This is a genomic window from Sphingomonas sp. S-NIH.Pt3_0716, from assembly GCF_003950715.1.
GTDB lineage: Bacteria > Pseudomonadota > Alphaproteobacteria > Sphingomonadales > Sphingomonadaceae > Sphingobium > Sphingobium yanoikuyae_A.
Genome location: NZ_QLJK01000002.1, coordinates 97,435 through 110,274, shown reverse-complemented (window position 1 = coordinate 110,274; position 12,840 = coordinate 97,435). Strand labels below are relative to the sequence as shown.

At 66.4% G+C, this 12,840-nt stretch carries 8 protein-coding genes; all 8 read left to right on the top strand.

Going from position 1 to position 12,840, the window contains the following annotated elements; genetic code table 11:
- The 8 genes from BRX37_RS02130 (at position 1) to BRX37_RS02095 (ending at position 12,837) form a co-directional block, all read left to right on the top strand.
- Positions 1-1,365: an amidohydrolase family protein gene (locus tag BRX37_RS02130; protein WP_125985418.1), complete on the top strand. Its 1,365-nt coding sequence runs from the start codon at positions 1-3 to the stop codon at positions 1,363-1,365.
- Positions 1,362-2,486 carry a dipeptidase gene (locus BRX37_RS02125; protein WP_125985336.1) on the top strand — a complete coding sequence of 375 codons (1,125 nt, stop codon included), beginning with the start codon at positions 1,362-1,364 and terminating at the stop codon, positions 2,484-2,486. The genes BRX37_RS02130 and BRX37_RS02125 overlap by 4 nt, the downstream gene beginning before the upstream one ends.
- Positions 2,487-2,490: 4 nt before the next feature.
- A complete protein-coding gene (locus BRX37_RS02120; RefSeq protein ID WP_125985335.1) occupies positions 2,491-3,363 on the top strand; it encodes an ROK family protein in 873 nt (290 codons plus the stop codon).
- A gap of 11 nt (positions 3,364-3,374) precedes the next feature.
- Positions 3,375-4,847: a MocR-like pyridoxine biosynthesis transcription factor PdxR gene (gene pdxR, locus BRX37_RS02115; protein ID WP_125985334.1), complete on the top strand. Its 1,473-nt coding sequence runs from the start codon at positions 3,375-3,377 to the stop codon at positions 4,845-4,847.
- A 74-nt stretch (positions 4,848-4,921) separates the two neighbouring features.
- Positions 4,922-5,548, top strand: coding sequence for an FMN-binding negative transcriptional regulator (locus BRX37_RS02110; RefSeq protein WP_318276561.1), 627 nt, complete (start codon positions 4,922-4,924; stop codon positions 5,546-5,548).
- Positions 5,545-7,230, top strand: coding sequence for an amidohydrolase (locus BRX37_RS02105; protein ID WP_125985332.1), 1,686 nt, complete (start codon positions 5,545-5,547; stop codon positions 7,228-7,230). Before BRX37_RS02110 ends, BRX37_RS02105 begins: the two co-directional genes overlap by 4 nt.
- Positions 7,231-7,294: 64 nt before the next feature.
- Positions 7,295-9,538, top strand: a complete 2,244-nt coding sequence (locus tag BRX37_RS02100) for a TonB-dependent receptor (RefSeq protein ID WP_125985331.1) — start codon at positions 7,295-7,297, stop codon at positions 9,536-9,538.
- An 83-nt stretch (positions 9,539-9,621) separates the two neighbouring features.
- Positions 9,622-12,837, top strand: a complete 3,216-nt coding sequence (locus BRX37_RS02095; protein ID WP_125985330.1) for an amidohydrolase family protein — start codon at positions 9,622-9,624, stop codon at positions 12,835-12,837.
- The last annotated feature ends 3 nt before the right edge of the window (positions 12,838-12,840 follow it).

Genomic DNA, 12,840 nt, shown 5'->3' with positions numbered 1-12,840 from the left:
ATGAGAAGCGCCCGTCTTGCCGCCCTGATCGCCTGCGCCCTGCCCTTCGCCGCCTTTGCCCAGCCGCCCAAGCCGGCCGAGGACGTGGTGCTCTATAGCGGCGCGACCATCATCGACGGCACCGGCGCCGCGCCGCGCGGCAATCAGGACATGCTGGTGCGCGGCGACCGGATCGTCGCGCTGGCGCCGCATGGCAGCCTGCCCGCCGCCGATGTCGCGGGCGCGAAGCAAGTCGATCTGGCCGGCCGCTATTTGATCCCCGGCCTGATTGATAGCCATGTCCATATGGCGACCCCGCCCAACGCGGTGCAGGCCAGGGCGATGCTGCGCCGCAATCTCTATGGCGGGGTGACGGCGGTGCGCGACATGGCCGATGATCTACGCTCGGTCGGCGAACTGGCGCGCGAGGCGCGCATGGCCGAGATCCCTGCGCCCGACATCTATTATGCCGCGATCATGGCCGGCCGCCCCTTCTTCGCCGATCCGCGCGTCGCCGCCGCCAGCCAAGGGGTGACGCCGGGGACCGCGCCCTGGATGCAGGCGATCGACGACAAGACCGACCTCAAGGAAGCCATCACCCTGGCGCGTGGCACATCGGCCAGCGCGATCAAGGTCTATGCCGACCTCACTCCGCGCCAGGTCAAAGCCGTGACCGCCGCCGCCCATCGCCAGCATATGCTGGTCTGGGCGCATAGTTCTGTCTTCCCTACCCGCCCGGCCGACGTGATCGCCGCCGGGCCGGATGCGATCAGCCATGTCTGCTATCTCGCCTATCAGCGCGAGCCGGTGATGCTGGCGGCGTATGAGGACCGGACGCCGGTGCATGAAAATCTGCTGGCGCCGGGCGATGATGATCCGGTGATGGCCAATCTGTTCCGCGCGATGCTGAAACAGGGCACGATCCTCGACGCGACCGGCGCGCTGTTCGTGAAATATGAGGCCAAGCGCAAGGCCGATCCCAAGGCGAAGCCGCTGCGCTGCACCGGCGACCTCACCACCCGCCTCACCCGTCAGGCGTGGAAGATGGGTGTCCCCATCTCCACCGGCACCGACTTCGTTGGCGAGGCCGAGGATCCGTGGCCTGCCGTCCATGAGGAACTGCTCTTCCTGGCCCGCAATGTCGGCATGCCGCCGGTCGAGGTGATCCGGTCCGCCACGCTGGTCGGCGCGCAGGCGGCCGGGCAGGGCAATGAAATGGGCTCGATCGAACCGGGCAAGCTCGCCAATTTCGTGGTGCTGAAAAGCGATCCAATCGCCGACATCGCCAATATCCAGACGATCGAGACGGTGGTGAAGCGCGGCAAAGCCTATGCCCGCACCGCCTATGTGCCGGTGACCAAGGAAGAAATGGGGGACGACGAATGAGGCTGGACCGGCGCAATTTCATGGGGGTGTCGGCCGCGATGCTGGCGGCAAGCAGCGCGCGGGCAGCGGGCATTGACGCCGATCCGATCAAGGACATGATCGTCATCAATGCGCTCGGCGGCCTCGGCGATCCCAACCAGCCGGCCGATTCCCTCGTGCCGCAGTTCAGCCCGCGCGTGCTGGCCGAAGCCCATGCGTCGGGCCTCACCGCCGTCAACATCACCATTGGCTATGTCTCCGGATCGGACAACCCGTTCGTCCAGAGCGTGCGCGAAGTTGCCGAGACCGATGCGCAGGTGCGCGCCAACAGCCGCGACCTGATGAAGATCCTGACCGCCGCCGACATCAGCCGCGCCAAGGCGGAGGGGAAGATCGGCTTGATCTATGGCTTCCAGAATGGCGCGATGATGGGCCAGGACGCCAGCCGGGTCGACATTTTCGCCAATCTGGGCGTGCGCATCTTCCAGCTGACCTATAATCCCGCCAACCAGCTTGGCGACGGATCGATGGCACCGGGCAATCGCGGCCTGACCCCGTTCGGGCGCGAGGTGGTAGCGCGCTGCAATGCGCGGCGGGTGATGGTCGACCTGTCGCACAGCGGCGAGCAGACCTGCCTGGAGGCGGCGCGCATTTCCAAACAGCCGATCTCGATCAATCACACCGGTTGCCGCGCGGTCACCAACCTGCCCCGCAACAAGACCGACGCGGAACTCAAGCTGGTCGCCGATCGCGGCGGCTTCATCGGCATCTATTTCATGCCCTTCCTCGACATGTCCGGCCATGCCCGCGCCGAGCATGTCGTCGCCCATATCGACCATGCGGTGAACCACTGCGGCGAGGATCATGTCGGCATCGGCACCGACGGCACGGTGACGCAGATCGACGACCTCAAGGCCTATGAGGCGGTGCTGGCGAAGGAAATCGCCGCACGCCAGACCGCTGGCATCAGCGCCAAGGGCGAACGACCCGACACCTACCCCTTCGTCGTCGACCTGCGCGGCCCGGACCAGTTCCGCAAGCTCGCCGGGCTGCTGCGCGCCAAGGGCTATTCGACGGCCCGCATCGAGAAGATATTGGGCGGCAATTTCCTGGCCTATGCGCAAACCATCTGGGGAGCATGAACCGATGCTCGCAGGCGTAGAACTGGGCGGCACCAAGTGCATCTGCATCCTGGGCTCCGGGCCGGACGATATCCAGGCGCAGGTGGAAATTCCGACCACCACGCCCGCCGAGACCCTGTCGGCGGTGGCCGCGACATTGGCCGGATGGGATTTCGCAGCGCTGGGCCTTGGCAGCTTCGGACCGCTTGATCTTGATCCGGCGTCGGCCAGTTTCGGCTCGATCGTCAGCACGCCCAAGCCGGGCTGGAGCGGGACGGACATCACCCACCTCGCGGCCGGACGACCCTTCATGGTCGATACCGATGTAAATGGCGCGGCGCTGGCCGAGGGTCGCTGGGGCGCGGCGCAGGGGTTGACCAGCTGGGCCTATGTCACGGTCGGCACCGGCATCGGCGTGGGCAGCATCGTGTCCGGCATGCCCGTGCGCGGACTGGGCCATAGCGAGGCCGGGCATATGCGCGTGCCGCGCGCCGCCGGAGACGATTTTGCAGGCAATTGCCCCTTCCACGGCGATTGCCTGGAGGGACTGGCCAATGGTCCCGCGATCGAGGCGCGGACCGGCCAGCGCGGACGCGACGTGTCCGCTGATGATCCGCAATGGTCGTTCGTCGCCCATGCCCTGGCGGCGATGTGCCATAATCTGGCGCTGACCAGCCTGCCCCAGCGTATCCTGATCGGCGGTGGCGTCGCCATGGGCCAGCCCCAGTTGATGCCCCTGATCCGCGATGGACTGACCGCCAGCCTGGCGGCCTATGGCGCGGCGGCGACGATCGCATCGATGGACGACTATGTCGCCCACCCGGCACTGGGCGACCGCGCCGGTCCGCTCGGGACGATCGCCCTTGCCGACATGGCCCTGGCGGCATCGCGGCGCTGATCGCCACGCGGATGCTGCGCCCCTGGACCCTGCCGCTCAAGGAACGGGTGCGGATCGCGCCGGACAGTCCGCGCTACATGCAGATCGCCCATGGGCTGATCCACGAGATCGAGCGCGGCCGGCTGTTGCCCGGCGAGTTCCTGCCAAGCAGCCGGGAACTGGCCGCCGCGCTGGAGGTCAATCGCAAGACCATCGTCACCGCCTATGAGGAACTGATCGCGCAAGGCTGGCTGGTGAGCGCAGGCACGCGCGGCACGATCGTGTCGACCTCCCTGCCCAGCAGCGACGATGCCCCTGCCCCGCCGATCACCCCCGACACCCGCCAGCCGGACGAAACCGAATATCCCTTCCTGGCCGCACCCGACCGGCTGATCGCCATCCCGGCGGGCAAATGGCGCAAGCTGGACGAGGGCGTCGCCGACGGACGCCTGTTTCCCGCCGACCTCCTCGCCCGCGCCTATCGCAAGGCGGCGGAGGGGGCCTCGCGGGCCAATGCGCTCCACTATCGCGATCCGCGCGGGTCGCCACGGCTGCGGCAGGAGATCGCCAGCATGTTGCGGCGCCAGCGCGGGCTGATGGTCGGCGCGGAAAATATCTGCATCACCCGCGGCAGCCAGATGGGCGTGTTCCTGACCGCGCGCATCCTGATCCGGCCGGGCGACGCGGTGCTGGTCGAACGGCTGACCTATGAGCCGGCCGTCGCCGCCTTCCGTGCCTGCGGCGCCAAGATCGTCACGGTCGGGCTGGACGAGGACGGGGTCGATGTTGCCGATGTCGAGCGGGCCTGCCGCAAGCATCGCGTCCGCGCCATCTTCGTGACGCCGCATCACCAGTTTCCGACCACCGTGTCGATGCGGCCCGAACGGCGGCTGCGCCTGCTGGAGCTGGCGCGGCAATTCGCCTTCGCGATCATCGAGGATGATTATGACCATGAGTTCCACTTCGGCGCGCAGCCGCTGCTGCCGATGGCGAGCTACGCCCCGGCGCGGGTGATCTATGCCGGGTCGATGTCCAAGCTGCTCGTGCCGGCACTGCGCATCGGCTATATCGCCGCCGCGCCCAAGGTTGTCGACGCGCTGGCCTATCAGATCTCGCTGATCGACGGCATGGGCAATACCGTGACGGAGGAGGCTGCCGCCGAACTGCTGGAGAGCGGCGAGGTGCGGCGCCATGTGCGCAAGACGGCGCAGATCTACGCCCGGCGGCGCGATGCCTTCGCGCGCAATCTTGACAGCGAAATGGACAGGTTGATCGACTATCGCCTGCCCGATGGCGGCCTCGCCTTCTGGTTGCAGTTCAAGGACATGGCGGCGCTCGACCGGCTGGAAGCGCGGGCCCCCGAGATCGGCCTCAGCTTTGCCTCCTCGCACAGCTATGCGGCCGAGGAAGGGACCGAGCGGGGGCTGCGCATCGGCTTTGCCAGCCTGACCGAGGAAGAGGCGAAAGAGGTGTTGCAGGGGTTGCGCCGCTGCGCCGAACCCTGATCTTTACTTGGACCCCTTCACTTTCCTGAATTGGATGTTTCGGGCGGGTCCAATGCCGGCGCAGTGTCATGCATATGAAATATGCGCCCCGCTCCCCGGACGACATCGTCACCCTGATCGGCGACCATCCGCTTTGCTGGATCGTTTCCCATAGCGAGGCCGGCTTCGGCGCGACGCCGCTGCCGCTGCTGGCCGAATGCGACGCGGACGGTACGCTGGTGTCGCTGCTGGGCCATTTTGCCCTGTCCAACCCGCAGGTCGCGCAACTGCGCACGGCCCCCCGCGCCACCGTGCTGGTGAACGGGCCGCAGGCCTATATCTCCCCCGAAATGCAGTCGAACCCGACATGGGTGCCGACCTGGAACTATGCGATGGCAGTGCTGACCGTCGATGTCGAGCTGTTGCCGGAAGCCACCCGCGAATCGATCGAGACGCTGACTGACCGGATGGAGGCGGGCCGCGCCGCCCCCTGGCATATCGACGATGCCGGCGCGCGGCTGGAACCGATGATGAAGCATATCATCGGCTTTCGCGCCCATGTCCGCGCGATCGACGGCCGGTTCAAGCTGGGCCGCGACGAAAGCCGCCAAGGCATCAAAGAGATTGTCAGCAGCCTGGCCCCCGGCGGGCTGCGCGACTGGATGCAGATCTACAATGAGGACCGGCTGGACGAGACCAGCCGCGAGGGAGCAGAGCAATGATGTTCAGCCGACGCGAGATGCTGGCCGGGGGCGCGACCGGCCTGGCCGGACTGGCATTGAGCAGCAGCCTGTGGGCGAAGGGACAGGTGCTCGACACCGCCTATGTCAACGCGATGGTCTGGACCGGCGAAGGCATGCCGACGGCGCGATCGGCGATCGGCATCGCCGGCGGACGCATCGCCGCGATCGGCGCGGCGGCCGTCAAGGCGCAGTCGGGCAAGACCACCCGCGTCATCGATCTGGGCGGCGCCTTCGTCATGCCCGGCTTCACCGACGCGCACACCCATTTCCTCACCGGCTCCTATCTGCTGAGCCAGCCCAATCTGCGCGAGGCGAAGAGCCCGCAGGAATTTGCCCGCATCGTCGGCGAGGCGGCCAAGAGCCTGAAGCCCGGCCAATGGTTGCAGGGCGGCAGCTGGGACGCAGAACTATGGGGCGGCGAACTGCCCGATCGCAGCTGGATGGACCCGGTGACGCCCAATACCCCGGTCGCGGTGCAGCGGCTGGACCTGCACATGCTGGCGCTCAATTCGCTGGCGCTGAAACTGGCCGGGATCGATCGCAACACGCCCGACGTGGCCGGCGGCATGATCGTGCGTGACAAGGATGGCAACCCGACCGGCATCCTGAAGGATGCGGCGATGGACCTGGTCAAGCGCGCCATCCCCGCGCCGACCGACGCCGACAAGGAGGATGCCGCGCGCCAGGGCATCGCCCATGGCCTGTCCAAGGGCGTGGTTCAGGTCCACACCACCGAACTGGACTGGATCACCCATGACACGCTGCGCCGCCTGCGTGCCAAGGGCGAGACCGACATGCGCTTCTATTCCTTCGTGCCGTTGCAGGACTGGTCGAAGCTCAAGGCGCTGATCGATGCCGAAGGGCGCGGCGACGACTGGGTGCGCTGGGGTGGCCTCAAGCTGCAATATGACGGGTCGCTGGGGTCGCGCACGGCGATGTTCTATCGTCCCTATGACGACGCGCCCGACAATGAAGGCTTCCCGATCCACAAGCGCGCCGATGTCCAGCAATGGACCAATGATGCCGATGCGGCGGGCCTGCAGATCACCATCCACGGCATCGGCGACAGGGCGAATGACGAGGCGCTGGACATCTTTGCCGCCGCCGCCGCGAAGAATGGCAAGCGCGACCGTCGTTTCCGCATCGAACATGCCCAGCATCTGGCGCCGGCCGCGATCCCGCGCTTCGCGCAGCAGCAGGTCATCGCATCGGTCCAGCCCTATCATGCGATCGACGATGGACGCTGGGCGATCCAGCGCGTCGGCGCCGAGCGGCTGAAGGGCACCTATGCGTTCAAGTCGCTGCTCGATGCCGGAGCGAAGGTCGCCTTCGGATCGGACTGGCCGGTGGCGCCGCTCGATCCGCTGACCGGGGTCGCCGCCGCCGTGCTGCGCCAGACGATCGACGGCGCGAACCCGGGCGGCTGGTTGCCCGAGCAGAAGATCAGCATGTTCCAGGCGCTGCACGCCTATACCGCGACCAACGCCTTTGCCGGTTTCAGCGACGACCGGATGGGCCTGCTGAAGCCCGGCATGCTGGCCGATTTTGCGGTGCTGGACGCCGATCTGTTCGCGATCGATCCGGCGAAGATCGGCGCGACCAAGGTGCTGCGCACGATCGTCGGCGGTCGCCAGCGCTTTGGCGAAGGGAGCGACATCTAACAACCGAGCAAGGGAGAAAGCCGGCCGGAACAAGGCCGGTTCTCACATCATAAGGGGAATGACAATGAACAGACTGACGCATCTCAAGACTGTGAGTTTCACCGCCATGGCGGCCGCGACGATCTTGTCCGGCACCGCCCTTGCCCAGGCCCCGGCCGCCAGCGACAGCGAGACGATCATCGTCACCGCCGGCAAGCGCGACGAGGATATCCGCCAGGTCGCCCTGCCGATCAGCGCCGTCACCGGCGAGCAGCTCAAGAAGATGAACGCCAACAGCCTGTCGGACTATATCGTCCGCCTGCCCGGCGTCGTGTTCAACGATTACCAGCCCGGCATTTCCGAAGTCGTGATCCGCGGCGTCGCCGCCACCACCTATCATGAGCAGGGCCAGACCACGGTCGGCTATTATCTCAACGAAGTGCCGGTGGTGGAGCCGGGCTTCCCGATCGGCATCCCCGACGTCGACACGTTCGACCTGCAGCGCGTGGAAGTGCTGCGCGGGCCCCAGGGCACGCTGTTCGGCTCCTCGACGCTGGGCGGCCTCGTCAACTATGTCGCCAATGTCGCCGATCCGTCCAAGGTCGACGCCGCCGCATCGGGCCTGATCGGCACCACCAAGAACGCCTCGGGCGAACTCAACTATGCCGCCAAGGCGATGATCAACATCCCGCTGGTCGCCGATCAGCTGGCGCTGCGCCTGGTCGCGCTGCAGCGGTCGGACGCGGGCTATCTCGACAATCCCGGCATCGGCGTGAACGGCTCCAACGATTATCGCACCCGCGGCCTGCGCGGATCGATCGTCGCCAATCTGGGCGAGACGACCAAGGTCACCTATCTGTCGAGCTGGCAGGACAGCAAGCTGGACGACCAGACCTATCTCGACCTGCCAAACCCCTATGTCCGCAACCTGCCCCGCGCCGAAACCCAGAAGACGAAATTCTGGATGAACAGCCTGCGGCTGGACCAGGAAGTCAGCGACATCGCCAATCTGACGGTGCTGGGGTCGATCACCAAGAAGACCAACACCACCATCTTCTCCTACCCCTATGCCTATGTGACCGGCGTCACCACCGGCGACGGCGCCGCCTATTCGCTGGGCGAGGCCGATGCGCTCATCAAGACGGTCGAGGCCCGCCTCGCCTCGGCCGGCGACGGTCCGTTCAAATGGCTGGTCGGCGTCAGCTACCTTCAGGCCAAGAAGAACAGCTATGACCAGATCTTCCAGGCCGGTGCCGCCGACTATATCGACGCCAATCCCGATCTGTTCGGCGGTTATTCCGGCGCGCAGCTGACGCCGGGCGATCGTCTCTATGGCTATTTCACCAAGAGCACGAACGAGGATTTCGGCATCTTCGGCGAACTGTCCTACAAGCCGGTGGAGCAGATCGAGATTACGCTGGGCGGTCGCTATTATGACACCACCGCCAAGGCCGACGTGCTGAACCAGGCCGGTGCGCTGGGCGGCTATGAAGGCGGCTATACGCTGACCGACAGCAGCGGCAGCGTCAACCAGAAGGAAGACGGCTTCCTGCCCAAAGCGACGATCGCCTGGCGCCCATCGAAGGATGTCATGGTCTATGCCACCTATTCGCAGGGCTATCGCGTCGGCGGCATCAACCCCAATGCCGGCCTGCTACCCAGCATTCCGGAGGCCTATGAGAGCGACAAGGTCAAGAATTACGAAATCGGCGTGAAGGCGCAGACGCCCGACGGCCGCTTCGCCATCGACCTGACCGGCTTCCACCTCGACTGGAACAATATCCAGGCGCGTCTCTTCGGCCCGGCGCCCTCCTATTATTCCTATGTCGTCAATGCCGGTGGCGCGCGGGTCAACGGTGTGGAATTTTCCGGCACGGTGAATGTCAACAAGATCGTCCACTTCACCACCAACGTCACCTGGCAGGATGCGGAGCTGACCGAATTCCTCCCCTATCCGTTCGACGTCGCCGGCCTGGGCGGCTATGCCAAGGGCACGACGCTGCCGGGTTCGTCCAAATGGTCGATCGCCAATAATCTGACGCTCAGCTTCGCCGATGTGACCGGCGCGCCCAGCTTCGACATCGCCCATCGCTATCTGTCGTCGGCGCCAACCAGCTTCGACGATGTCTCGCGCCGTGGCGATTTCAACGTGTTCGACCTGCGCGCCTCGGTCGGCCTGGGCGAGAAGGTCCGGCTGATGGCCTTCGCCAACAATCTGTTCGACAAATATGGCGTGCTGAACGCGCCGTTCGCGAACGATGCGGCGACGCCGCAGGGCTCGATCATCCGGCCGCGCACCATCGGCCTGCGCGCCGACTGGAGCCTCTAACCGCCTTGAAGAACGGGGCCGCATCCGCAAGGCTGCGGCCCCGTTCCCTATCTGCCTTCCTAGCCCCTGACCGAAAGGCCGCAATGCGTTCTCTTGCCTCCCTGCTGCTGGGTGCGTCCCTGCTTTGTGCCCATCCCGCGCTGGCGCAGGACAAGAGCGGGCTAAGCCTGACGCCCACCCGGACGCTGCGCTATGACGCGCATGAGGCGACGTGGATGCAGCCGGACATGTCGCCCGATGGCCGGACGATCCTGTTCGACCTGCTGGGCGACATCTATGCGCTGGACGCAGGCGGGGGCACGGCGCGACCGCTGCTGACCGGCATGGCGTTCGAGCGCAATCCGGTCTTCTCGCCCGACGGCAAGCAGTTTGCCTTCCTCTCCGACCGGTCGGGCGTCACCAATCTCTGGATCGCCAATGTCGATGGCACTGGCCTCAAGCAGCTGTCGCAGGACCAGTCGCTCGCCATCTATTCCTCGCCGGCCTGGTCGCCCGATGGCCGCTCTGTCTATGTCTCGCGCACGGTCCATTCGATCCTGGCGTTCGAGCTGTTCATGTATGACCGTGACGGCGGCAGTGGCATCCAGATCACCAAGGCAGGATCGCCCGACAATTGGGACGCGAAGATGAACGCCATGGGCGCGGTCGCGACGCCCGATGGCCGCACTCTCTATTATGCGACCAAGCGCGGCCATACCTGGACCGAGAATGACCTGCCCAACTGGTCGATCGCGCGCCGCGACCTCAAGACCGGGCAGGACGAGACGATCATCCAGTCGGCCGGCGGCGCGATGCGCCCGGCGCTGTCGCATGATGGCAAGCTGCTCGCCTATGCCAGCCGAAGCACCGCTAATGGGGGTCAGAAGGACGGCCTGCGCCTGCGCAATCTGGAGACCGGCGAGGACAAATGGATCGCCTTCCCGATCGATCGGGACGGGCAGGATGGCGGCTATTATGCCGACCTGCTGCCGCGCTTCAGCTTCATGCCGGGCGACAAGGCGATGCTGATGAGCGTCGGCGGCGGGATCAGGCGGCTCGACATCGCATCGGGCAAGATCAGCGACATCCCCTTCACCGCGCCGGTGCAACTGGGCCTCGGCCCGCTGACCCGCGTGCGGCAGACGGAAGAGACCGGGCCGGTGCGCGTCCGCGTGGTGCAGGCGCCGCGCCAGTCGCCCGATGGCGGCAGCGTTGCCTTCACCGCTTTGGGCGGCCTCTATGTCCAGAAGCTGACAGCGAACATGACACCCAAACGCATTGTCGCGGCCGATGCCTTCCAGCCGAGCTGGTCGCCCGATGGCAAGAGCATCGCCTATGTCAGCTGGACCGCCAAGGAGGGCGGGCATGTCTGGACGATCCCGGCGACGGGCGGCACGCCGCGCCGGCTGACCCAGTTCCCGGCCTATTACAGCCAGCCCGTCTTCACCCCCGACGGCAAGGGCGTGGTGGCGTTGCGCGCGAACCAACATGACCGGCTGCGCACCGCGTCGGAGATCGATCCCGCGCGCCCGACCGACATCATTCACATGCCCGCCGGCGGCGGCGCGACGCGGCTGATCGCCCATGCTATGGGCGCGCGCCAGCCGCAGTTCGGCAGCGAAAGTGACACCCTCTATTTCTATGGCGCGGGCGGCCTGTCCTCGGTTCCGCTGGCGGGGGGTGATCCGCAGCCGCTGCTGCGCGTGCTGGCCCATGGGCTGGGCCAATATTTCCCCGGCCCGGCGCCGGTCGAGGATGTGCGGATCAGCCCGGATGGCAGCCGCGCGCTCATCAAGTCGTTCAGCCAGGCCTATCTGGTCGATATCCCGCCGGCCAATGGCGGCGAGCCGGCGACCGTCAATCTCGACACGCCGGCGGTGGCGCGACGCAAGCTGACACGGGTCGGCGCCGATTTCATCGACTGGGCCGACAAGGGCGCGACCGTCACCTGGTCGGTCGGATCGACCTTCCGCCGGTTGCCGACCGATCAGGCGCTGTCCGCTGCACCGGGCACGGCCGAGACGGCAGCGCAGAGCTTCGCCCTGCCGGTCGAGCTGCCGCGCGATGTGCCCCGCGGCAGCGTCGTGCTGCGCGGCGCGACCGTCATGCCGATGGCCGGCAGGCTGGATGTGATCCGCAATGCCGACATCGTCATCACCGACAATCGCATCGTCGCGGTCGGCGCCAGCGGATCGGTCGCCGTGCCGCAGGGCGCGACGATCCGCGATGTCGGCGGCAAGTTCATCGTTCCCGGCTTCGTCGACACCCATGCCCACTGGTTCGAGATACGGCGCGGCATCCAGGAGCGCGGCCATTGGGACTTTGCCGCCAACCTCGCCTTCGGTGTCACCTCCGCGCTCGACCCGCAGCCCTTCACCACCGACATCTTCGCCTATCAGGACATGATCGATGCCGGCATGATGCGGGGGCCGCGCGCCTGGTCGACCGGGCCGGGCGTGTTCGTGAATGCGGAAATCCACAGCAAGCAGGATGCGGTCGATGTCCTCACCCGCTATCGCGACCATTATCGCACCCGGAACATCAAGAGCTACATGATCGGCGACCGGGCCCAGCGCCAATATATGGTCGAGGCAGCGGCCGAGCTAGGCATGATGCCCACGACCGAGGGTGCGAGCGACATGGTGCTGAACCTGACCCACGCGATCGATGGCTTTTCCGGCAATGAGCACAGCATCCCGGTGTCGCCGCTGCGCGAGGATATCGTCCGCCTGTTCGCGCAGAGCCGCACCAGCTATACGCCGACCATCCTGGTCGCCTATGGCACCACCCCGGCGCTGTTCGACTTCATCATCAACAAGCGGCCGCAGGACGACGCGAAATGGACCCATTTCGTGCCGGCCGGCATCGTCAGCGACAAGCTGCGCAACCGCCACTGGATGCCACCCGAGGCGCAGAGCTGGCAGCAGATCGCGGCAGACGCGGTGCAGATCCAGCGCGCTGGCGGGCTGGTCGGCCTTGGCAGCCATGGCGAGATTCAGGGGCTGGGCTATCAGTGGGAGTTGCAGGCCTTTGCCGCTGGCGGCGCGACGCCGATGGAGGCGCTGAAGGCCGCGACGATCGGGTCGGCCGAGGTGATCGGCCATAGCGACGATGTCGGCAGCCTGGCGCCGGGCAAGTTTGCCGACCTGCTGATCCTGGACGCCGATCCGCTGGCCGATATCGCCAATGCGCAGAAGATCGGCGCGGTGATGAAGAATGGCCGGCTTTACGATCCCGCCACGCTGGACGAAATCTGGCCGACGCCCGCCAGGCTGGACGAACCCTGGTTCGCGCAGGATGGTGCCACCCCGACGCCCTGAGCC